The 22151-nt window shown below is 64.5% G+C and carries 23 protein-coding genes; 11 read left to right on the forward strand and 12 right to left on the reverse strand.

The window, feature by feature from the left end:
• Positions 1 to 24: 24 nt before the first annotated feature.
• The 4 genes from DTX69_RS24500 to DTX69_RS24515 all read left to right on the forward strand — a co-directional run bounded on the left by DTX69_RS24500 (position 25) and on the right by DTX69_RS24515 (position 4627).
• A complete protein-coding gene (locus tag DTX69_RS24500) occupies positions 25 to 1167 on the forward strand; it encodes a trans-sulfuration enzyme family protein (RefSeq protein ID WP_119304213.1) in 1143 nt (380 codons plus the stop codon).
• A 111-nt stretch (positions 1168 to 1278) separates the two neighbouring features.
• Positions 1279 to 2946, forward strand: a complete 1668-nt coding sequence (locus tag DTX69_RS24505) for a methyl-accepting chemotaxis protein (RefSeq protein ID WP_119304214.1) — start codon at positions 1279 to 1281, stop codon at positions 2944 to 2946.
• Positions 2947 to 3110: 164 nt separating this feature from the next.
• Positions 3111 to 3845 carry a DUF1194 domain-containing protein gene (locus tag DTX69_RS24510; RefSeq protein WP_119304215.1) on the forward strand — a complete coding sequence of 245 codons (735 nt, stop codon included), beginning with the start codon at positions 3111 to 3113 and terminating at the stop codon, positions 3843 to 3845.
• A 56-nt stretch (positions 3846 to 3901) separates the two neighbouring features.
• Entirely contained in the window at positions 3902 to 4627 is a 726-nt protein-coding gene (locus DTX69_RS24515; protein WP_119304216.1) for a DUF1194 domain-containing protein, read from the forward strand.
• On the opposite strand, the gene DTX69_RS24520 is transcribed toward DTX69_RS24515, so the two are convergent.
• Together DTX69_RS24520 and argC are read right to left on the reverse strand one after the other, a co-directional pair.
• Positions 4612 to 5145: a gamma carbonic anhydrase family protein gene (locus tag DTX69_RS24520; protein ID WP_119304217.1), complete on the reverse strand. Its 534-nt coding sequence runs from the start codon at positions 5143 to 5145 to the stop codon at positions 4612 to 4614. The genes DTX69_RS24515 and DTX69_RS24520 overlap by 16 nt on opposite strands.
• A gap of 9 nt (positions 5146 to 5154) precedes the next feature.
• A complete protein-coding gene (argC, locus tag DTX69_RS24525; protein WP_119304218.1) occupies positions 5155 to 6201 on the reverse strand; it encodes an N-acetyl-gamma-glutamyl-phosphate reductase in 1047 nt (348 codons plus the stop codon).
• A 162-nt stretch (positions 6202 to 6363) separates the two neighbouring features.
• Between argC and DTX69_RS24530 the strand changes: the two genes are divergently transcribed.
• Positions 6364 to 6918: an NnrU family protein gene (locus DTX69_RS24530; RefSeq protein ID WP_162917527.1), complete on the forward strand. Its 555-nt coding sequence runs from the start codon at positions 6364 to 6366 to the stop codon at positions 6916 to 6918.
• Between the two features lie 12 nt (positions 6919 to 6930).
• Here the strand turns inward: DTX69_RS24530 and DTX69_RS24535 are convergent, their stop codons facing one another.
• The 3 genes from DTX69_RS24535 to rplM form a co-directional block, all read right to left on the reverse strand.
• On the reverse strand, positions 6931 to 8103 hold the full coding sequence (locus DTX69_RS24535) for a phytanoyl-CoA dioxygenase family protein (RefSeq protein ID WP_119304220.1): 1173 nt from the start codon (positions 8101 to 8103) through the stop codon (positions 6931 to 6933).
• Positions 8104 to 8185: 82 nt separating this feature from the next.
• Positions 8186 to 8689, reverse strand: a complete 504-nt coding sequence (gene rpsI / locus DTX69_RS24540; protein WP_119304221.1) for a 30S ribosomal protein S9 — start codon at positions 8687 to 8689, stop codon at positions 8186 to 8188.
• Between the two features lies 1 nt (position 8690).
• Positions 8691 to 9155 carry a 50S ribosomal protein L13 gene (gene rplM, locus DTX69_RS24545; RefSeq protein ID WP_119304222.1) on the reverse strand — a complete coding sequence of 155 codons (465 nt, stop codon included), beginning with the start codon at positions 9153 to 9155 and terminating at the stop codon, positions 8691 to 8693.
• A 62-nt stretch (positions 9156 to 9217) separates the two neighbouring features.
• Here rplM and DTX69_RS24550 point away from each other — a divergent pair, with 62 nt between their 5' ends.
• From DTX69_RS24550 to DTX69_RS24565, 4 genes are all read left to right on the forward strand, one after another.
• Positions 9218 to 10225 (forward strand): alpha/beta hydrolase, encoded by a 1008-nt coding sequence (locus tag DTX69_RS24550; protein ID WP_162917528.1) that lies wholly within the window; start codon positions 9218 to 9220, stop codon positions 10223 to 10225.
• Positions 10226 to 10230: 5 nt separating this feature from the next.
• The gene (locus DTX69_RS24555) at positions 10231 to 11025 is read left to right on the forward strand and encodes a class I SAM-dependent methyltransferase (protein ID WP_162917529.1); all 795 of its coding nucleotides are present in this window, start codon (positions 10231 to 10233) and stop codon (positions 11023 to 11025) included.
• 17 nt (positions 11026 to 11042) lie between these two features.
• A complete protein-coding gene (locus DTX69_RS24560; RefSeq protein WP_119304225.1) occupies positions 11043 to 11876 on the forward strand; it encodes an enoyl-CoA hydratase in 834 nt (277 codons plus the stop codon).
• Positions 11877 to 11956: 80 nt separating this feature from the next.
• The gene (locus tag DTX69_RS24565; protein WP_119304226.1) at positions 11957 to 12436 is read left to right on the forward strand and encodes a PAS domain-containing protein; all 480 of its coding nucleotides are present in this window, start codon (positions 11957 to 11959) and stop codon (positions 12434 to 12436) included.
• Positions 12437 to 12584: 148 nt separating this feature from the next.
• Here DTX69_RS24565 and DTX69_RS24570 read toward each other — a convergent pair whose 3' ends face one another.
• The 5 genes from DTX69_RS24570 to DTX69_RS24590 form a co-directional block, all read right to left on the reverse strand.
• Positions 12585 to 13742, reverse strand: a complete 1158-nt coding sequence (locus tag DTX69_RS24570; protein ID WP_119304227.1) for a peptidoglycan DD-metalloendopeptidase family protein — start codon at positions 13740 to 13742, stop codon at positions 12585 to 12587.
• Positions 13742 to 14422 (reverse strand): protein-L-isoaspartate(D-aspartate) O-methyltransferase, encoded by a 681-nt coding sequence (locus DTX69_RS24575; RefSeq protein WP_119304228.1) that lies wholly within the window; start codon positions 14420 to 14422, stop codon positions 13742 to 13744. The genes DTX69_RS24570 and DTX69_RS24575 overlap by 1 nt, the downstream gene beginning before the upstream one ends.
• Positions 14419 to 15249, reverse strand: coding sequence for a 5'/3'-nucleotidase SurE (gene surE / locus DTX69_RS24580; RefSeq protein WP_119304229.1), 831 nt, complete (start codon positions 15247 to 15249; stop codon positions 14419 to 14421). The genes DTX69_RS24575 and surE overlap by 4 nt, the downstream gene beginning before the upstream one ends.
• A complete protein-coding gene (gene serS / locus DTX69_RS24585; protein WP_119304230.1) occupies positions 15242 to 16522 on the reverse strand; it encodes a serine--tRNA ligase in 1281 nt (426 codons plus the stop codon). Before serS ends, surE begins: the two co-directional genes overlap by 8 nt.
• 79 nt (positions 16523 to 16601) lie before the next feature.
• Positions 16602 to 17090 (reverse strand): Lrp/AsnC family transcriptional regulator, encoded by a 489-nt coding sequence (locus DTX69_RS24590; protein ID WP_119304231.1) that lies wholly within the window; start codon positions 17088 to 17090, stop codon positions 16602 to 16604.
• Positions 17091 to 17213: 123 nt separating this feature from the next.
• Between DTX69_RS24590 and DTX69_RS24595 the strand changes: the two genes are divergently transcribed.
• Both DTX69_RS24595 and rimO read left to right on the forward strand, forming a co-directional pair.
• A complete protein-coding gene (locus DTX69_RS24595) occupies positions 17214 to 18149 on the forward strand; it encodes a DMT family transporter (RefSeq protein ID WP_119304232.1) in 936 nt (311 codons plus the stop codon).
• A gap of 129 nt (positions 18150 to 18278) precedes the next feature.
• Entirely contained in the window at positions 18279 to 19610 is a 1332-nt protein-coding gene (gene rimO / locus DTX69_RS24600) for a 30S ribosomal protein S12 methylthiotransferase RimO (RefSeq protein WP_119304233.1), read from the forward strand.
• 130 nt (positions 19611 to 19740) lie between these two features.
• Here rimO and DTX69_RS24605 read toward each other — a convergent pair whose 3' ends face one another.
• Both DTX69_RS24605 and pabB read right to left on the reverse strand, forming a co-directional pair.
• A complete protein-coding gene (locus DTX69_RS24605; RefSeq protein WP_119304234.1) occupies positions 19741 to 20577 on the reverse strand; it encodes an aminotransferase class IV in 837 nt (278 codons plus the stop codon).
• Positions 20574 to 22004 carry an aminodeoxychorismate synthase component I gene (gene pabB, locus DTX69_RS24610; RefSeq protein WP_119304235.1) on the reverse strand — a complete coding sequence of 477 codons (1431 nt, stop codon included), beginning with the start codon at positions 22002 to 22004 and terminating at the stop codon, positions 20574 to 20576. The genes DTX69_RS24605 and pabB overlap by 4 nt, the downstream gene beginning before the upstream one ends.
• Positions 22005 to 22151: the final 147 nt, after the last annotated feature.

Genomic DNA, 22151 nt, shown 5'->3' on the forward strand with positions numbered 1-22151 from the left:
TCACCCCCTATTGCGAGCTGGCCCATGACCACCAATTCTCTCTCCCTCGAAACCCTCTGCGCGCAGGCGATGGGCTGGATCGAGCCGACGACCAAGGCAATCGTCCAGCCGGTTCACGTGGCGACCACCTATCTGCGTGACGAGGACAACGAATACAGGTCCGGCCGCTCCTATATTCGCGAGGACAATCCGACCTGGGACCAGGTGGAGGAGCTGCTGACGCGGCTGGAAGGCGGTGCTGCGACCCTGCTGTTCTCCGCCGGCATGGCGGCAGCGACCGCATCCTTCCTGGCGCTCCGGCCCGGCGATCACGTCGTGGTGCCGCAAGTCATGTATTGGGGCCTGCGCAAATGGCTGCTCGGGCCCGCGACCGATTGGGGCCTGAGGGTCGATCTCGTGGACATGGCCAGCCTCGATGCCGTGCGCACAGCCATGCGGCCGGGCAAGACCAAGATCATCTGGGCGGAGACGCCGTCCAACCCCATGTGGCAGGTGTTCGATCTGAAGGCGCTGGCGGAGATCGCCCATGGCGCCGGCGCTCGCCTGGCGGTGGATTCGACCTGCGCGACGCCGATCCTGACGCAGCCGATCGCGCTCGGCGCCGATCTCGTCATGCACGCCGCCACCAAATACCTGAACGGCCATTCCGACGTGCTGGCCGGCTCTCTCACGACCGCGCGGCAGGATGAATTCTGGCAGCGCATCTGCGGCGTGCGCACGAGTTGCGGTGCCGTGCTGGGCAGTTTCGAGGCCTGGCTGTTGCTGCGCGGCATGCGCACACTGCCGCTGCGCGTGAAACAAGCCTCTACCAACGCGCTCTACCTGGCGGAACAGCTGGAGCGCCATCCCGGTGTGGCACAGGTGCTCTATCCCGGCCTTCCCAGCCACCCGCAGCACGAGCTTGCGACGCGCCAGATGCAGGGCGGCTTCGGCGGCATGCTCTCCATCCGCGTCAAAGGCGGCGAAGCGGCAGCGATCCGGTGCGCCGCCCGGGTGCAGCTGTGGAAGCGGGCCACCTCGCTCGGCGGAGTGGAAAGCCTGATCGAGCATCGCGCTTCGATCGAAGGTGCGGGCACGCCGGTTCCGGGTGACCTGCTGCGCCTGTCCACCGGTATCGAAAAGGCTGAGGACCTGCTGGCAGACCTGTCCCAAGCCCTGGCACCATAAATAGCCGGCACATCAGGGAAACGGGCGTTTGCTGTACGGCTCTTAGTAGTCTCTTTACCGCTCCGCCTTAGCCTTAGGCGCCAACAGCCTCGATTAAAGGTGGCGGGTGCCATGAACATTTGGGGAAAGATGATGGTGTCGGCCGGTGGCGCCGTGCTGGCAACCATGCTGGTGGGCGCGGTCGGTCTTTTCGGCATGGAGCGAATCAATGGCGCCATCTCGACCCAGGTCGCCGTGGGATCGCTGCTGAAGCAGCACATGGCCGCCGACCTCGGCCGCGCCAAGCTGGTCAATGTGGTGGAGCGCGCCATCCGCATCGGGCGCATGAACCGCAACGAAGGGCCGGCCATTGTCGAAGGGGCCAAGGCCGATGTCGGCGCGCTGGTGCCGAATTTGGTTCAACAACCGCCTGAAATGCTGCCCGAGGATTTGGGCAGAGAGGTGATGGAGGCGCACGCCGCCATGCGATCCTTCACCGACCAGGTGAGCTCGCTGGTCGAGATGGCGTTCGCCGACAATTACAAGGCGAACCAGGGGCTCGAGCCATTCCTGGGCCTGTCCAAGGAACTCACGCAGCGGATGGCGGACCTCAGCAACAAGCTCGAGGCCGTCAGTGAAGCCACGGCCGCGGAGACCGCCGATCTCAAGCAGACACTGATGATGGCCATGATTGGCGTCATCCTGGTTGCCGTCATCGGACTGATCGCCTTCAACCTCGTAGTTTCCCGCTCCGTCTCGCGCCCAGTCGCCCTGGTCACCAGCATCATGGGGCGCATGGCCGGCGGCGAGCGTGCGATCGACATACCGGCGATGAACCGCTCGGACGAGATCGGCCAGATGTATGCCGCGCTCTCCTCCTTCAAAGAAAGCCTCAGCCACGCCGATCGCCTGGCGGAACAGGAGCAGGCCGCGGCCGAGGCGCGCGCCAAGCGTGGCGACCGGATGGAGGCCATATGCCACAGCTTTGACCAGACGATCACAGATTTGCTCAAGGGGTTCGAGGACGTCATGAGCGAGCTGCGCCGGTCGGCCGAGAGCATGGCGGAAGCAGCGCGCCAGACCGAAGCCGAGGCGAAGGCCGCCAACACCGCCTCGCAGTCGGCGGGCAGCAACGTCAACTCTGTTGCCGGCGCGACCGAGGAACTGGTCGCGTCCGTGGGCGAGATCGGACGCCAGACCGAGCGCTCGTCGGAGATCGCGGCCCGTGCAGCGGCGCGCGCGAGCGAAACCGACAAGCAGATCCAGGGCCTGGCAGATGCCGCACAGAAGGTTGGCGATGTGGTCAAGCTGATCACCGACATCGCCGAGCAGACCAACCTGCTGGCACTCAATGCGACGATCGAGGCCGCCCGCGCTGGCGAAGCCGGCAAAGGATTTGCAGTGGTCGCCAGCGAAGTGAAGAACCTCGCCAACCAGACCGCCCATGCGACCGAGGAAATCGCGCAACAGATCGCTGCGATCCAGGGCGAGACCAAGACCGCGGTCACCGCGATCCAAGGCATCTCCGGCATCGTCGGCGAGATCAACCAGATTGCTGCCGCCATCGCCGCCGCGATCGAGCAACAGGACTCGGCCACCCGCGAGATCGCGCGCAACGTCGAAGGCGCGTCGAGCGGTACTCGGTCGGTGAGTACCAGCATAGGGCATGTCTCCGAGGCAGCCACCGAAACAGGCGGCGCCGCCAAGGCCATGCTCGGTGCGGTTGCCAAATTGGCCGATCGGTCAGCTCAGGTTCAAAGCAAAGTCAGCGACTTCCTGCGCGACGTCCGAAGCGCATAGCGCGGGAACTACTTAGCACTTACTCCGTTTTGTCCTCGCCGGGGCTCTTGCTGGCGACCGGCGCCCGCTTAACGGCTCCTTAAGGCTGTTTGGCATAAGCTTTGCTCAAAGGGAGGTGATGCAACGATTCGGCGGTCGCCGTTAGTCGGCGACTGGAGGTTGACATGCTTCGCTGTGTACGACTCGCGTTCCTTACCCTTTTCTGCGGCGCGCTGAGCTGCTTGCACGCAGCCGCTGCCGAAGAACTGAGCACCGACGCCAACATTATCACCGGCCTCGATGTCTCGAGTTCTATCAATGCCCAAGAAACAATGCTGCAAATAGACGGCATGGCCCAGGCCATCCGCTCGCCGGCGATTCTCGCCGCGATCCAGCACGGACAGCACGGCCGGATCGGCTTCGCGGTGTTCGTTTGGGCCGACGGTGACTATCCCGAGCTGGTCTCATGGCGGACCATCGGCTCGCAAGAGGACGCGGAAGCAACCTCTCAGGAGATCTCGTCTCGGCTTGACGCCCTGCTATCGTCAGCCACGCGCTCGGTCGGCACACTGACGAATCTGTCGGGTGCGATGGACCATGCGTCCGACATGCTCGCGCAGGCGCCCTATCGCGCCAAGCGCGCGGTCGTCAATATCATCGGGAATGGTGAGGACAACGTCGGTGAAGATCCGCAACGCGCCCGGGCTGACCTGCTGGCGCGTGGCGCCACCATCAATGGCGTCGTGGTCGGCGGCGATCCTGCGGTGCTCAACTACTATCGCAATCGGGTGATCGGCGGAAGGACAGCCTTTGTGCTGCCGGCCGATAACGCCGAGACGCTGGTCCAGGTGTTCGCGATGAAGTTCGTATCGGAGATCGCGCTTCACGTTCAACCGGCCGAACGGCCGGACCGGTTGTAAGCTCAAACGAATATTCGGCTTGACGCCCTCCCGCGGCGGGGCGAAAGCTATGCTTCGTGCGCCGTCTGCTTACACTCGTTTTTTTGGGCTGCGCCCTATTCGTTGGCCGCATCGGCCTCGCGGACAGCGTTAGGACGGATGCCAATATTGTCACGGGCCTCGACCTCTCCGGCTCGATCGAGGCCCCTGACGCGCGGCTGCAGATGGACGGCATCGCAATGGCGATCCGCTCGCCGCAGATCATCGCCGCGATCAAGTATGGAACCCATGGCCGCATCGGCTTTGCTTTGTTCGTGTGGGCCGACGGCAACTATCCTGTGCTCGCCGCCTGGCGCCTGATCAGCTCACCGGAGGAAGCTCTGGCGGTCTCGGAAGAAGTCGCCGAGCAGTTGCGCGCCATTCGGGCCTCCGACATCGTGGTCAGGCTCGGCGCGCTCACCGATGTCTCAGGCGCCATCGATTATGGCCGCGAGATGTTGCAGGCCGCCCCCTTCGACACCAACCACCGCATTATCAACATCGTCAGCAACGGCGTCGATAACGTGGGTGAACACGCCTGGTTGGCGCGTGACCGCGCGATCGCCCAGGGCGTGACGATCAATGGCATCGCGCTGGGCCGTGACCGGACCATCTACGACTATTTCAAGCGCGAGGTCATTGGCGGTCCACAGGCCTTCGTCTTCTCCGCTACCGATCCCGAGCACATGGTGGAGGTGCTGGCACGCAAATTCACGACCGAGATCGTCTCGACGACAGACCCGACTGATCAGGGGTTCAGATAACTTGCGGCTAGCTCGGCGTAGTGCTGCGCCGTGTAGCCGAAATATTTCAGTTCCGCGTCGGTCAGCGTCCGCATGAGCTTGGCCGGACTGCCCGCCCACAGCTCGCCGCGCTTCACGCGCTTGCCCGGTGTCACCAGCGCGCCGGCCGCGACCATGGCGCCCGATTCCACGACCACACCATCCATGACGCAGGCTCTCATGCCGATGAAGCACCCGTCTTCCAGCGTGCAGGCGTGGATCAGTGCCATGTGACCGATCGTGACATCCGATCCGATGAATGTCTTCGTGCCGGCCGCGCCTTCGCGTTCATGATTGATGTGGACGATCGTGCCATCCTGGATGTTGGTGCGTGCGCCGACCCGGATCGTATTGTCGTCGCCGCGCAACACGCAGCCATACCAGATCGAGGCCTGCTCCCCGATCACGACGTCACCGATCACGACAGCCGTCTCGGCGATGAAGGCACTGGCGGCGACGGTGGGTGTCACGCCATGGTGCGTGCGGATGAGGCCGGCCATGCGATGCTCCTATGGGAACAGGGGCAATTGCTCGAGCGCCGTTTCTTCCGGGAATCCGGCCATCACGTTCATGTTCTGCACCGCCTGACCGGACGCGCCCTTCACTAGGTTGTCCTCCACCGACATCAGGATGGCGCGGTTCGGCACGCGATCGGCATGGACCGACATGAGGACAAAGTTGCTGCCGCGGACGTGGCGCGTCGCAGGGACCGCGCCGTTGGGCAGGACGCGCAGGAAATACTCGTCGCGATAACGCTCCGACAAGGCGGCGCGCAAATGATCGGCCGTGACGCCGGGCGCCATCTTTACATAAATGCTGGCGAGAATGCCACGGCTCATCGGCATCAAGTGCGGCGTGAAGTTGACGATGATCGGCTTGCCGGCGGCTTCCGACAGCCCCTGCTCGATCTCCGGCGCATGGCGATGGTTGGCAACACCGTAGGCATGGGTGCCCTCGGTCACTTCCGAGTAGAGGCTGCCCAGCTTCACGTCGCGTCCGGCACCGGTCACGCCCGACTTCGCATCGATGATGATGTCGTCGACCTCGACCAGCTTCTTCTCGAGCAGCGGGATCAGGGGCAATTGCGCGGCAGTCGGATAGCAGCCGGGATTGGCGACCAGGCGCGCCTTGCGCACCGCATCCCGCTTGATCTCGGTCAAGCCGTAGACCGCTTCCTTCTGCAAGTCAGGCGCGTGATGCTCGTGCCCGTACCAGGTGGCGTAGGAGGCGATATCCGAGAGCCGGAAATCGGCGGACAGGTCGACGATCTTGAGATGCCGCGGCAGCTTGGCAATGACCTCCTGCGTCAGGCCGTGCGGCAGGCCGCAAAACACGAAATCGACGCCGTCCCACTCGACATCATCGATCTTGCTCAACGTCGGCAGATCCAACAGCTGAAGCTGCGGAAAGACGTCGGCGGCGGGTTTGCCCGCCTGCCGGTCTGCGGTCAGCGCAACGATGTCGACCTGCGGATGGCGCGACAGCAGGCGCACCAGCTCGGCGCCCGTGTATCCGCTGGCGCCCAGGATCGCGACCCGAAGCTTGTTGCTCGCCATTTTCCGACCTCGACAGGGTGTGCCCGTTCCGGGGGAGTGCTATCGAAAGCGAGGCCCCCCGACAACAGAAATCATTGTGGCAGGGCCGATTGGCAAGCCTGGCCGCCCGCCCTACTCTGGGTCGAAATCAAGTCCGGATTCTGCCATTGGAAAGGGGATTTCGTGGCGCTACTGATCGGGGGGCTCATTCTCTTCATCGGTATCCACGTCCTGCCGACCTTCGCCGGCCTGCGGGGCGTGCTGATCGCAGGGTTGGGCGAAAAGGGTTACAAGATCCTGTTTTCGGTTGTATCGGTCGCGGGACTTATCCTGACCGGCGCCGGCTACGGCCAGGCGCCACAGCAGCAAATCTTCGAGCCCTCGCAGACGGGCCGCATTTTTCTGCCGGCCGCCATGGCGGTCGCCTTCGTGCTGGTCGCAGTCGCCAACATCCCCGGGCGCATCCGCCGCGTGGTACGGCACCCGATGCTGGCCGGAATTCTGATCTGGGCCGTCTTCCACTTATTGGCGAACGGCGACCTGGCATCGAACATCCTGTTCGGTTCCTTCGCCTTGTGGGCAGTGTTCGCGATCCTCTCGGCCGAATATCGCGGCAAACGCCTGGGCAGCGGCCAAGGCAGCCTCAAGCTCGACTTGGTGGGCGCCGTCGTGGGCCTGCTGGTCTATGCAGTTGTCTTCTACTTCCACGCTGATCTGTTCGGCGTCTCGCCAGTTTGACGTCGCCGCGCGTCAAGCCAAGCGCCGCCAGGCCTGCTCCTCCAGCGCCTCGTTAAAGGCGTTAGACGACCACTCCTCCGCCAGCGCCCTCAGCATGAGCTGAGCCTGCGTTTCAGGCGCGAGGCCGTAGAGCGGCGGGTCGCGATCCAGGTTGGTTGGGAAGGAGTAGCCTTCAGCGCAAGCGGCCACGGCGTTCGCGCACTCTTCGGGGCTGAGCTCGCCATCGTCGCGCGTCGCCAGCAGAGCGGGATAGAGCGCCTGACTCATGCGCGTGCGGTCCACGCTTTCCATGGCACGACCGTAGGCGGACGACACCTGCAGCAGGTTCGCAATGCGTTTGACGTCCGTGGTGCGGTTGCTGCCGGCCGCGTGGAACAAGGCAGGATTGAAGAACACCGCGTCGCCCTTGTGCAGCGGCAGCTGGATGCGGTGGCGCCTGAAATACTCGATGAACTCCGGCCTCCGCCAGGCGAGATAGCCGAGCTCGTAGGTCTGCGAATACGGCAGATAGAGCGTCGGCCCAGTCTCCACCGGCATGTCGCAATGGGCGACCGCACCCTGCAACGTCAGGACCGGCGACAGGCGATGCGCATGCATCGGGAACTGCGCCAGCACGTCTGCCGTCTGGAATCCCATGTGGTAATCGCGGTGCGGCTGCTGCGCCTCGCCGCCCGGATTGACGACGTTGATCTGCGACGTGATCTGATAGCCAGGTCCGAGCCAGGCCTCGCTCGCCAGCGCGATCGGCATATTGCCGTAGTAGCGCGCGAACAGGTGCGGATCGCGCAAGCACAATTTCTCGAGCGCGTTCCAGATCCGGTCGTTGGCACCGGGTTTGGCGAAGTGATCACCGGCGTTGTCTCTGCTGGCACGCTGCTCCGCGATCATGGTGAAGAACCGATCGCTCGCCGCATCGACCACTGCGGGATCGGGAAAGGCGTCTCGGAACAGCAGGATGCCGGGACCGTCCATCAGCGCCCGCGCCCACTCCCCCATCAGCGCCTTACGGCTCTCCGGCTCGGCGGCGGCGCGGCGGATGTCAGTGCCTTCGTAGGTCAGCACGTTCGAGTGAACGGCATTGGCCATGGGATAGTCGGCGAGCCGCGCGTGACGCTCCACCAGACGGCGGAAATCCTCAAGCCGGCAATCGGCGTCGCTGATCCAGATGCGCTGCGCCTGTTCCATGCCGCAACAGTGCCGCAAGCCGCCTGAAAAGACAAAGGCCGGGACAATGCCCGGCCTTCGCTGGTTGCTCGTTCTGGAGCGCTTAGCGTTTCGAGAACTGGAAGCTCCGGCGCGCCTTCCGGCGGCCATACTTCTTGCGCTCGACAGTGCGCGGGTCGCGGGTCAGGAACCCACCCTGCTTCAGCGCGGGGCGAAGATCCGGCTCGAACAGGGTCAAGGCACGGCTGATGCCGTGGCGGACCGCGCCGGCCTGGCCGGAGAGGCCGCCGCCGAGCACGGTGCAGACGACGTCGAACTGGCCCGTGCGGTTCACGACGCCAAAGGGCTGGTTGATCATCATGCGCAGCACCGGCCGGGCGAAATAGACCGTGCTGTCGCGGCCGTTGACGGTGATCTTGCCGCTGCCGGGCTTGATCCAGACGCGGGCGATGGCGTCCTTGCGCTTGCCGGTCGCGTAGGAGCGGCCCTGGGCGTCGACCTTGCGCTCGTACCTGGGCGCGGCGGCCGGCTGCTGCGTACCGCGGGCGACGGTGCCGAGATCCCTGAGGTCCTTCAGGTCCGTGACGCGGCTGGTTTCGTTGCTCATGTTACGCGCTCCGCTTGTTCTTCGGGTTCATGGCTCCGACATCCAGCGTCTCGGGCTGCTGGGCGGCATGCGGATGATCGGCACCGGCGAATACGCGCAGGTTCTTCATCTGCTGGCGGCCGAGGGGACCGCGGGGCACCATGCGCTGCACCGCCTTCACGATCGCGCGCTCCGGGAAACGGCCACCCAGGATCTTGCCCATGGTGACTTCCTTGATGCCTCCGGGATGGCCGGTGTGCCAGTGAAAAACTTTGTCGTTGAGCTTGTTGCCCGTGACCTTCACCTTGGCCGCATTGATGATAACGACGTTGTCGCCACAATCGACATGCGGTGTGTAGGTCGGCTTGTGCTTGCCGCGCAGGCGGTTCGCCACGATCGAGGCAAGGCGGCCCAGCACGACGCCGTCGGCGTCGATCAGGACCCACTTCTTGACCACCTCGCTCGGCTTGGCGGAATAGGTCTTCATTTCATCTGCTCCTGTTGGCCGGCCCGGGAGCAAAGCCCTGCCGGCAGCCGGCGGATCGTATAGTGGAGCAGATTGAGCACGTCAATGGCGCTAAATCCATAAAAATCAATAACTTATTATTTTGGTATCATGATACCACACAACTCGACCTCGCTCTTCTCGACTTTTCTACGGGGTTTGGGAATGATGGGTCGAAATGGACGACCATGTCGCCCGACCCTGACTACGACCTATACAGCGACCAGGACCTGTCCCGGCAGATGATGCCGCGGATCGCGGTGCCGGATCACGAGCATTGGCTGGCCAAGGACCTGGGGCTTTCGGACGAACTCAAGGGCCGTATCTCCCTCATCCCAGACGAGCGTTATGGCGCCGGGCCGCGGCAGGTCGCAGACCTGTTTCCGGCGACCCGCCCGGGCGGCCCCATCGTTCTGTTCTTCCATGGCGGCTTCTGGCGCACCTTGTCCAAGGATCATGTCGGCCACGTGGCCGGACCGCTGGTCGAAGGGGGCGCGGCGGTGGTTCTGCCCGGCTACGACCTCTGCCCGGTCGTCTCATTGCTGACGGTGGTTACCCAGGCCAAGCAGGCCCTGCTTTGGACGCGGCAGCAGGCACGGCGGCTGAACGCCGATCCCGACCGCATCTACATCGCCGGCAACTCGGCCGGCGCGCACTTGGCCGCCATGTTGATGATGGAAGATTGGACGCGCCACGGCCTGCCCCGCGCACCAATCGCAGGCGCGATCCTGGTCACCGGCATTTATGACCTGCGGCCCATCCCGCGCATCCAGGTGAACGAGGATGTGCGGCTGTCCGCCGAGGACGTCGTGACGCTGAGCCCGCAATTCCTGCCGCTCCGTTGCCGGGTGCCGGCGATCGTTGCGGTCGGCAACGCCGAGCCGCCGCTTTGGATCGAGCAATCGCGGCGCTTCGCCGCCAAGCTGTCCGCCACCGGTGCCGACGTCCGGCTGATGGAGTTGCCGGGCCTGCATCATTTCTCGATCACCCATTCGCTGTCCGATTCAACCGCGCCGCTTACGCGCGCCTTACTTGATCTGGTTCACCGATGACCACCATGAGCAGCCTCGCCATCCAACCTCTGTATGACAAGATTGGCGCCACTTATGACGCGACGCGGCATGCCGAGCCGGCCATCCTTGATGCGCTGACCGAGTTGCTGGACCTCCAGCAAGGAGCTGACGTGCTCGATATCGGCTGCGGCACCGGCAATTACACGACTGCGCTGGGCGCGCGCGGCTACGCCATGCTGGGCCTCGATCGCTCGGGCCTGATGCTCCGCACCGCACGCACGAAGGCGCCCGGTTTGCTGCTGATCGGCGCGGACGCTGCCAATCTGCCCTTCCCCAATCGCACCTTCGACGGCGCGATCTGCACCCTCGCGATCCACCATTTCGATGACCTGGAAGCATCCTTCGCTGAAGCAGCACGCGTGCTCGATCGCGGGCGCCTCGTAATTTTCACCGCGCTGCCGGAGCAGATCAAACGTTACTGGCTCAGCGCCTATTTCCCCGCGATGATGGCGGACGTGGCGGACACGATGCCGGACTGGCATACGATCGAGATTTCGCTGCGGCGAGCCGGCTTCCGCACGTGGACACAGAAACTCCATTGGATGCCGGAACAACCGGTCGACATGCTCCTTTACAGCGGCAAGCACCAAGCCCATCTCTATCTTGACCAGCGGGTGCGGGCAAACATCTCCGCCTTCGCCAATCTGGCCGACCCGGACGAGTTGGGCGAAGGGCTCGAGCGTCTGCGCCGCGATCTGGCGCGAGGAAAGTTCGAGGATACCACGGCCGAATATGAAGACGTCGGCGGGGACTATTTGTTCATCGCCGCGCAAGTCTGAACACCGGGAGAAGCGCCATGGATATTGCCCTGACATCATTCGCCGACAGCGACCAGCCTAGGGTTTGCCCCGAGACCGATTTGATCCTGCGGGACGAGTTGGAGCACGGCATCGTACGATTGACGATGAACCGGGCCGAGGCACGCAATGCCCTCTCGCTGGAGATGATCCGCCAACTGATGACTCAGTTCGAATCGATGGCCCACGACGACAAGGTGCGCGTCGTGATCCTCGCCGGTGCCGGCCCCTGCTTCTGCGCCGGGCACGATCTGAAGGAGCTGCGCGCCAATCCGGATATCGATTTTCATGGCAAGGTCTTCAGCCTAGTCGGCCGTCTGATGCTCGCCATCGCGGATTTCCAACGGCCCGTGATCGCGGAGGTGCAAGGTATCGCGACGGCAGCGGGGTGCCAGCTGGTTGCGACGGCAGACATTGCAATCGCAGCGGAGGACGCGCGCTTTGCGACGCCCGGCGTCAATATCGGCCTGTTCTGCTCGACGCCGATGGTGGCGTTGAGCCGCGCGGTCTCGTCCAAGCATGCGATGGAAATGCTGCTGACGGGCGACATGATCGGCGCCAAGGAAGCGGAACGCATCGGCCTCATCAACCGCGCGGTGCCCGCGAGCGAGCTGACCAATACGACAATGGCTCTGGCGCACAAGATCGCAGGCAAATCGATCCAGACGCTGAAGATCGGCAAGGGTGCGTTCTATCGACAGCTCGATATGGATTTGAAGCACGCTTATGACTATGCCGCGCATGTGATGACCGAGAACATGCAGGCGCTCGACGCGGCGGAAGGCATCGATGCTTTCCTGCAGAAGCGGAAGCCGGTCTGGCAGGACTGCTAAAGACCTCGGGTTTGCCCGACTCGCCTGCTCGACTCTAGTGTTGGAGCTTTCACGCTTCGATATTGGAGCCTGCGTACCCCATGAGCCGTCGCTATCCGCGCTGGACCACACTCGAATTTCTCGACTTCTGTCACCCGCGTATTCGCGAGATTTATAACTATTGGAACGGCAGGCGCGGCGACCGTTTGATGCCGCGGCGGGCCGATATCGATCCGATGGACCTGCCGAGCTTTCTACCCGGCATTGTCATGGTCGATGTCGGATATGAACCTTATAGCCTCACCTATCGTCTGGTCGGCACGCGCGAGGCGGAAGCGCGCGGGCATAATCCCACCGGCAAGAGCGTGTTCGACGGCTGGGACGGCCGTTCGCTCGACGACGTGCTGGAGAACTACCGGCTCGTGGTCGAGAAGAAGTGCGTGCTCTATGACGCCGACCGCACCATGGATCCGGAGCGCGACTGGCTGGAAGCCGGAACGGTCTTTCTACCGCTGTCCGACGACGGCGAGACGGTGAACAAGATTCTTATCTACACGGAATACAAGGACCGGCAGGGGTAAAGTCCCTTCAGCGCCCATTCCGTCACCCCGGACAGCCGCAAAGCGACATGATCCGGGGTCTATGTATCCGGCGCATGAGCGGTTGAAGGATGCCCCCCGGCGCAGAGGCCGGTGAGGTGGTGTTGTTTGATAGGCCGCGGTATCCGCGCTACCGCGTCAGCACCTTCAGCGGGTCGACGGCCTTGGTGCCTTGGCGCAGTTCGAAGTGCAGTTGCGGCGTGTCGACGTTGCCGCTGCTGCCGACGCGCGCGATGGTTTGGCCTTGGCCGACCTTCTCGCCCTTTTGCACCAGCAGCGATGAATTGTGTGCGTAAGCGGTGACCCAGCCGTCTTCATGACGCAGCAGCACCATGTTGCCGAAGCCACGCAGCTCATTGCCAGCATAGGCCACGACGCCCGCTGCCGAGGCCTTGACCGGCGCGCCGACCGGGGCCGCGATGTTGATGCCGTCGTTGCGCAGATTGTCGTTGGCCGGCCCGAACCTGGAGATGACCTTGCCGTCCACGGGCCAGATGAACGGGCTGTCGGGCCTGAGCGTTGGCAGCGGATCGCCAGACGGAACAGTCTTCGCCGCCGGCGGTGGCTCGATCTGCGCGGTCTGAGTTGGTGCTGAAGGTTCAAATGGCTTCGGCGTCGGCGCGGCTGACTGCACCGGCGCCGGTGTGGCCTGTGCCGGTGCCGGCTGTGCGGCGCCCTGCAACGGCGGCAACCCGCCCGATGTGATGCCGCCCGGCTGAGGCGTCGCAGCGACGTTGCCGCTTTGCGTCGGGACGGCCGCGGCACCTTGCGGCACGAACGGCTTCGGCTGCTGGCCGCCCGGCAAGGCAACGGGCTGCGGTGCGCTCGCGACTGTGCCCGGCGCATCGACGCTGGTCGGCAGCACGAGCGCCTGCCCGATCTGCAGCGTGTAAGGCGGGCCCAGTTTGTTGAGCTGAACGAGCGCGCTGACCGAAACGCCCTGACGCGCCGCGATGCCGGAAACGGTATCGCCCTTCTGGACCACATAGCTTCCGCGCGGCTGCAGGCTGAGCAGCTGGCCCGCCTTCAAGGCATACGGCGGATTGAGGCGATTGAGATCGATCAGCGTGCGGATCGGCGTGTTGGTGCGCTCCGACACGATCGCGACCGTATCCCCGGGCGCGACGACATACTGGCCGTTCCTGACCTCGCCGAAGGGCGAGTCAGCCGGCACGGCCGGATCGGGAGCCGGTGGCGCGGCGAGCATGGTGTCGAGATTGCAGCCGGCGAGCATCACCGCCGCGAGGGCGACGGCGAACACGCCGCGGAGAGGGAGACGCTCACCCATCACGAACGGCCGTTTTGCGCCGCGCGCGCGACGCGGCCCTCCTCCTCCGGCGGCGCGCCGCCGACCAGGGGCACAAAGCGAACTTCGGAGAGGACTTCCTGGTGTAAGCCGTTCGGCATCTTGGTGAGCCGCAACAGCACCTGATCGCCACGCTCGGCTCCGACCGGCACCACCATGATGCCGCCTTCCGCCAGTTGGTCCACCAGGACCTGCGGCACGGTATCGGCGGCAGCTGTCACGATGATGCGGTCGAACGGCGCCTGCTCCTTCCAGCCCTTGCCGCCGTCGGCGACCTTTGACGTGATGTTGTGGATGCGCAGCGCATGAAAGCGCGCTTCCGCTTCCTTGAGCAGCGATGCGAACCGTTCGATGGTGTAGACGCGCCGCGCCAGCCGCGATAGCACGGCGGCCTGGTAACCGGAGCCGGTGCCGATCTCCAGCACCTTGTGGCTCTTCTCGACCTGCAGGGCCTCCGTCATCAAGGCCACGACCTGCGGCTGGCTGATCGTCTGCCCCTGTGCGATCGGCAGCGCCTGATCCTCATAGGCCTGGTCGTGGAAATGTGGCAGCACGAAGTGCTCGCGTGGAATGCGCTCCAGCGCGGCCAGCACGCGCGTATCCGTGATGCCCGCGCGCCGCAGGCTCATGATGAGGCGGATCTTGCGCGCTTGCAGGCTCATCCCACTGCCCGCTTGCGTGTAGCCTTGGCGCGGACCGGCTTCATGTCCACGAAGCGCGCCGCGATCTTCGGCAAGGTCGCCTCATGAGTCGAATCGCATTCGAGCGGAGTCACTGAAACCATGTTCTCCAGGATCGAGCCAAGATCGGTATGGGGATCCTTGGGATCGTCCGTCGGGAAATCACCGATCCACAGCACGTCGCGGCCAAATGGATCCTTCGCCATCTTGACTTGCGTATGCTCGAGACGCCTGCCCTGCGGCGCGACCTTGATGCCGGTGACCCGCTCCGGCGGAACGGGCGGAAAGTTGACGTTCACCAGGATGGATTGCGGCCAGCTGCCGTTATAGAGCCGGCGGATGATCTCCGGCGCAAACTTCTCCGCTGTCTTCCAGTACAGCGTGTCGCCCTTGCGCACCTGGCTGAAGGCGATCGCGGGCAGGCCGAGCAAAGCCGCTTCGCGCGCGGCCGCGACCGTGCCGGAATAGAACACATCCTCGCCGAGATTGGCGCCGCGATTGACGCCGGAGATCACGAGGTCCGGTGGGCGATCCATGATGATGTGCTTCACGGCCATCAGCACGCAGTCGCTAGGCGTGCCGCCGACCGCGAAGCGCCGTGGCCCGATCTTGTGGACCGGCAGCGGCCGGCGCAGCGTCAGGCCATGGCTGGCGCCGCTCTGCTCGGCCTCGGGCGCGATCACCCACACGTCCTTCGAGAGCGAGCGCGCGACGCGTTCCAGCACTTTTAGGCCAGGTGCGTGGATGCCATCGTCGTTGGAAACCAGGATGCGGGCTTCGGACAGACTTTTGAGCGGTGCCTTAGGCATTTGCTTTTGTGATTCTTTCCAGGCCGTTCATGTAGGGACGCAGCACGGCGGGAATGGCGACCGATCCATCCTGCTGCTGGTAGTTCTCGAGGATGGCAACCAAGGTACGCCCAACCGCAAGGCCCGAGCCATTCAGCGTATGGACGAAGCGCGTACCCTTCTCGCCCGGTCTGCGGCAGCGCGCCTTCATGCGTCGCGCCTGGAACTCGCCGCAATTCGAGCAGCTCGAAATCTCGCGATAGGCGTTCTGGCCGGGCAGCCATACCTCGATGTCGTAGGTCTTTTGCGCCGAGAAGCCCATGTCGCCGGTGCAGAGCGTGATGACCCGGTACGGCAGGCCAAGGCGCTTCAGCACTTCCTCCGCGCACGAGGTCATGCGGCGATGCTCTTCATCCGAATGATCGGGATGCGCGATGGAGACCAGCTCCACCTTCAGGAACTGGTGCTGACGGATCATGCCGCGCGTGTCCTTGCCCGCCGCGCCGGCCTCCGAGCGGAAGCACGGCGTCAGCGCGGTAAAGCGCCAGGGCAGCGCCGTCTCGTCGATGATCTCATCGGCCGCCAGGTTGGTGAGCGGAACCTCCGAGGTGGGGATCAGCCATAGGCCTTGCTCGGTGCGGAATTGATCTTCCGCGAATTTCGGCAGCTGGCCGGTGCCGAACAGGGCGCTGTCGCGCACCAGGAAGGGCGGCGAGACTTCGGTGTAGCCGAACTCTCCCGTGTGCAGATCGAGCATGAACTGCGCGATCGCGCGCTCCAGTCGCGCCAGTGCGCCTTTCAGCACGACGAAGCGCGCGCCAGAGAGCTTCGCCGCATCGTCGAAGCTCATCAGACCGAGCGACTCGCCGATCTCGAAATGCTGCTTGGGCGTGAAGGCGAAGTTCGGCTTCCCGCCGACCGCGCGCTCCTCGCGGTTGCTCTTTTCATCGAAGCCCTCCGGCACATCATCGGCCGGGAGGTTGGGAATGCTGACGAGGATGCTCTCCAGCTCCTTCGCCGCCGCCTGCTCGGCCGCTTCCGCCTCCGCCATCTTGTCCTTGAGGGCCGCGACCTCCGCCATCACGGCACTGGCGTCCTGGCCCTTCGACTTCAGCTGGCCGATCTGCTTGGAGAGTTCGTTGCGGCGCGCCTGCATCTCCTGCCAGCTGGTCTGCGCGGCACGACGCTTGGCATCGAGCGCAATGATTTCGGCAGACAAGGGCGGCAAGTTGCGGCGCGCGCGGCCACGGTCAAAAGCCTCGGGGTCATCCCGAATCCATTTCACGTCAAACATGTGCGCACGCCGTCAAATTCATGAGCAAAGCTTGATGCGGGTTATAGGGACCAACGCCGATTCCGTAAAGCTGACACGCTCACCGTCCCGTGACGGGCAGGGCGCCATCCGACTTCACGGTGCGGATCGCGAAGTTGCTGCGGATGTCGCGCACCATGGGCATGGTGAGCAGAGTCCGTGACAGGAACGCGTCGTAAGCGGCTAAATCTGCAACAACCACCTCCAACAGAAAATCGGCCTCGCCCGAGACCATGTGGCACGCCACCACCTCCGGCAGCGCCTGCATGGCTTCCTGGAAAGCCCGGGCGTTGTAGTCGCGGTGGCCGTCGACCTTCACGCCGATAAAGATCGTCATGCCGAGGCCAAGACGCCGCCGATCCACCTTCGCCTTGTAGCCGGCGATGTAGCCCTCCTCCTCCAGGCGCTTCACCCTGCGCAGGCAGGGCGAGGGCGAGAGGCCGACCCGCTCAGCCAACTCCACGTTGCTCAACCGGCCATCCTGTTGCAGCGCCGCCAGGATCTTGCTGTCCAGGGCGTCGAGCCCTGCTGAGGCATTTTCAGCTGCCAAACTGAATTTCTCCGCTACTTTGTTGCTGCAACGATAGCGTATTGCGCCATCTTCGCAATGATTTTTGCGCAGTATCCGCCATATGTTCCAGCCTGAGAGCCGAAATTGGCAGGAACATGCGCCATGCAGCGGATGACAGGCATTTCATCAAAACCGATGCTGGTGGGGTCGCTGGCAGCCTTGTCCTCAGTGCTGATCTGGAGTGGCTGGATCGTGTTCACCCGCCACGGCGTCACGACGGACGTGCCGCCTGTGACCCTCGGTCTTCTCCGCTACTCCATCCCCACCGTAATCATGTTGCCCCTCCTGCTGCGCAGCGGAGGAGCGTACAGGCGTGCCGGTTGGGCGAAATGCGCGATCATGATCTGCGGGTCGGGGGCGCCGTTCTTCCTGATCTGCTCGCTGGGCATGACCTTCGCCCCGGCGGCGCATGTTGGAATCATGCTGCCTGGCGTCATGCCGATGTTCGTCGCCCTGTTCTCCGTCCTGCTGTTCGGAGAACGCTTCGGCGGCGCCCGGCTGGTGGGCTACGGCCTGGTTCTGGCCGGCGTTCTCGCCCTGGGTGGGGCTGGTCTGCTCGAAGCTGGCGCCGGCGACTGGCGAGGCCACGCTTTGCTGCTGCTTTCAGCGGCTTCGTGGGCCTGCTTCACCCTGGCTTTCAAGCGCTCCGGACTGACGGCCTGGCAGGCGGCGGTGCTGATCAACGCGGTCTCCGTCGTCGTCATGATCGCCGTCGACGCAATCCAGGGCGGTCCGCGCCTATGGGACATCCCCTGGCAGACCGTGGCCACCCAGGGCTTCGCCCAGGGTATCTTGTCCGGCTTGCTGGCCCTAGCAGCCTATGGCTATGCGGTGTCGGTCCTGGGCGCCTCCAAGGCCTCAGCGTTCGTGTCCCTGACACCTGCCCTGACGGCAGTGATCGCGGCCCTCACCCTCGCCGAATGGCCGGACGGGGTGACGATTGCGGCAGTCCTGATGGTGGGTGCCGGGGTTGCGCTGGCGAGTGGCGCTGCTTCTGGAATTTCCTTCAAACGCAAAGCCTTGCCGCAGCAGGGTTAAGCCACCGATGAGGCTGCTGGGGCGGGATAGCTGCCTTGCGCGGCCTACGCTTGCACCAGTCCAGGTTTCGCGATACGACCGCCGGCGAATTCGGGCGGCAGCGGGCCGCCCTCACGCTTTCAGGTCCTGATGAAACAAAGTGCGTCCAAGGCCGCCCCCAAGGTCGGCATCGTCAGCCTCGGCTGTCCGAAGGCGTTGGTGGATTCCGAGCGGATCCTGACCAAGCTGCGGGCGGAGGGCTATGTCGTCTCGGATTCCTATGACGGCGCCGACGTGGTGATCGTCAACACCTGCGGCTTCCTCAACAGCGCCAAACAAGAATCACTCGATGCAATCGGCGAGGCGCTGAAGGAGAACGGCAAGGTCATCGTCACCGGCTGCATGGGCGGCAACGAGCAGGCGATCCGCGCGGTGCATCCCGGCGTGCTGTCGGTGACCGGTCCGCAGCAATACGAATCCGTGGTCAGCGCGGTGCACAAGGCGGTGCCGCCGAAGCACGATCCGTTCGTCGATCTGGTGCCGCCGCAAGGCTTGCGCCTGACGCCGCGGCACTACGCCTATCTCAAGATTTCAGAGGGCTGCAACAATCGCTGCACCTTCTGCATCATCCCCAGCCTGCGCGGGGACCTGGTCAGCCGGTCGGCGCGCGAGGTGCTGATCGAGGCGGAGAACTTGGCCAAGGCCGGCGTCAAGGAGCTGCTCGTCATCTCACAGGACACCAGCGCTTACGGCGTCGATCTGAAGTACGCTGAGAGCAAGTGGCGCGGCCAGATGGTGAAAGCGCGCATGACGGAGCTGTGCGAGGCTTTGAGTCAGCTCGGCATCTGGGTGCGGCTGCATTACGTCTATCCCTATCCGCATGTCGATGAGGTCCTGCCGCTGATGGCGGAGGGCAAGATCCTGCCCTATCTCGACATCCCGTTTCAGCATGCCAGCCCGCGCATCCTCAAGGCGATGCGCCGGCCGGCCAACCAGGAGAAGGTTTTGGGGCGCATCCAGAGGTGGCGCGAGATCTGCCCCGACCTCACCATACGCTCGACCTTCATCGTCGGCTTCCCCGGCGAGACCGAGGAAGAGTTCGACGAAATGCTGGACTGGCTGCACGAGGCCGAGCTGGACCGCGTCGGCTGCTTCAAATACGAACCGGTGGAAGGCGCCAAGGCGAACGAAATCGCCGAGCTGGTCGACGAAGATGAGAAGCAGGACCGCTACGACCGCTTCATGGAAGCACAGCGCCAGATCAGCGAACGCCGGATGGCGAACAAGGTCGGCCGTACCCTGCCCGTCCTGATCGACGAGGTAGACGAGGACGGCGCCACCGGCCGCTCCCCCGCCGACGCGCCGGAGATCGACGGCAATGTCTATCTCGACGGCGAGACCAAGCTGAAGCCGGGCGACCTGATGCAGGCCAAGATCACCCGGGCCGATGAGTACGACCTGTGGGGCTCTGTCGTCCGCTAACTCCCTCTTCCGTCATGGCCGGGCGAAGACCCGGCCATCCAAATTTGCGTCAGAGTCGCGCTTACAGACTTGGATCACCGGGGTCCGACGGTTTGCGCCGGCGCCCGGTGATGACGGAAAAAGAACGGACCTAACGCGGCGTCAGCGCGCGATAGGCTTCGCTGAGACGACGTGTCACGGTTCCGCTCGCCACGTCCCAGCTCTCGAAGCGGCGGATCGGCACGATCTCCAGCAGCGAGTTGGTCAGGAAGGCCTCTTCGGCCTTGGCAAGGTCGCCGTGGCTGATGCGCGTCTCTGTCACCTGCACAGCCAGCTCCTTGGCGAGATGCAGAACAGTGGCCCGTGTGATGCCGGGCAAGGCGCCTTCCTCGATCGTCGGCGTCAGCAGCGTGCCCTTGATCACCGCGAACAGGTTGCTGCGTGCGCCGCAGGCGATCGTACCCTTGTTGTTCAACAGCAGCGCCTCATCGGTGCCTTCCGCGGCCGCCTCCGCTTGCGCCACGATGTTGTCGAGATAGCCGAGGGTCTTCAGGCGTGCCGTCAGCGAGCCTTCGTTGCGTCGGGCGCGCTTGGACGTCAGGACGGCAAAGCCACCTTCGGTCGCGGCCGGATGATAGGGAGAAACCGAAATAATAAGATTGGGATTGGGATCTTCCGGCGGCAGCAGCCCCCGTTGGCCCGGCCCACGCGTGAGCGTGACGCGCAGTGCGGCAGACGCGGCATCGAGATGATGCGCTTCCAGCGTCTCGTGCACGGCGGAGGCAATGTCCGGCACGTCGAGCGGCAACGGAATGCCAAGCTCCGCCGCCCCGCGCGCCAGACGCCCCAGATGGTCTTCGAGCTTGAAAACGTGTCCGCGATAGACACGGAGCGTCTCGAACAATCCATCGCCTAGCAGCAGCCCGCGGTCGGCGATGTCGATGCGCGCCTGCTCGCGTGGAACCAGGCGGCCGTTGAGCCAGATCATGCCGCCGATCCGTGGGCGGGCTGAACGCCGCCTTGCGCCAGGACCTCGATCAGCGCCTTGGCCTTGGCGAGGCTCTCCTCGTATTCCGCCTGCGGATCGGAATCCGCGACGATGCCGCCGCCAACCTGGAGGGTCAGATCCTGCCCCTGGATGCAATAGGTGCGGATGACGATGTTGCTGTCCATCCCGCCATCGGCGCTGAGATAACCGATCGAACCGCAATATGGCCCGCGCGAGGTCGGCTCCAGCTCCGCGATGATTTCCATGGCCCGGATCTTCGGCGCGCCGGTGACCGATCCGCCGGGGAAGCAGGCGCGCAGCAGATCGGCGGCACTGCGCCCTTCCGCCAACTCGCCGGTCACGACGGATACCAGGTGATGCACGGTGGCATAGCTCTCGAGGCCGAACAACGTCGGCACCTTCACGGAGCCGATCCTGCAGACGCGGCTGATATCGTTGCGCAGCAGATCAACGATCATCAGGTTCTCGGCGCGGTCCTTGGCACTCGCCAGGAGCTCCGCGGCGAGCGCCTTGTCCTCGGCCGGTCCGCGACCGCGCGGGCGCGTGCCTTTGATCGGCCGCGTCTCCACCCTGCGATCGGACACTTTCAGAAAGCGCTCGGGCGAGGATGAGAGAATGCCGGTCGCGCCGAAATCGAGGTAGGCGCTGAAGGTCGCCGGGTTGCGTGTGCGCAGCGCCTGATAGAGCGACAGGCGGTCGAACCCCGACGGCAGCCTGGCGCGGAAGCGCTGGGTGATGTTGGCCTGATAGATGTCGCCCGCTTCGATGTAGTCGATGGTGCGACGCACGGCTTGCTTGAACTCCGCTGGAGCGAGATCCGGCTTTGCCGCAATCGCCCAAGACGCTGCTGGCGATGTGTGTGATGTGCGGCGCAGCCGCTCGCGGGCCCAGCCGATCCGCGCCTCGGCGCGTTCATGGCGCGCGGCCGGCGACGTCTCCGGATAGCCGCTCGCCAGCAACCAGGCGCGCCCTTCCACGTGATCGACGGCGAGCACGAGGTCGTAGAGACCGAGCATGAGATCGGGCCAGGTGATATCGGAGCGGCCGTGAGCCGGCACCTGCTCGACATGGTGGCGCAGGCCATAGCCGAAATATCCGGCGAGGCCGGTCTGGAACGGCGGCAGATCAGGCCGATGCTCGACGCTGTAGCGCTCGAACAGCTCGCCTATCACTGCGAACGGATCGCTGCCAATCTCGGCACCGTTCAGCCGCACGCCGGCGCGGTCCGCCTCGACCCGCGCGAAGGGGTCGATCCCGAGGAAGGAATAGCGGCCGAGGCGCTCATCCTTCAGCGCGCTATCGAACAGGGCCAAGCCGGGCCGATCCGCGAACGCACGACACCAAGCGACCGGATCGGGCGGCAGCTCGCCGGATGACAATTCCTGAGCTATGAGCTTGGTCTTCATGGCGCGGAGGCTAGCACGCGGCCCCGTTCCCGTCATTCCGGGAGCGTCCTGGTTCGGGGTCCCGGCGTCGCTTTCTGATCAAGGCAACGGCCAGCCTCCGTCGCGTCCTTCACGACCCAAGCATGCCTCCAACGCCCAATGCAGGCA

The organism is Dongia deserti (assembly GCF_003574735.1).
GTDB classification, from domain to species: Bacteria; Pseudomonadota; Alphaproteobacteria; order Dongiales; family Dongiaceae; genus Dongia_A; species Dongia_A deserti.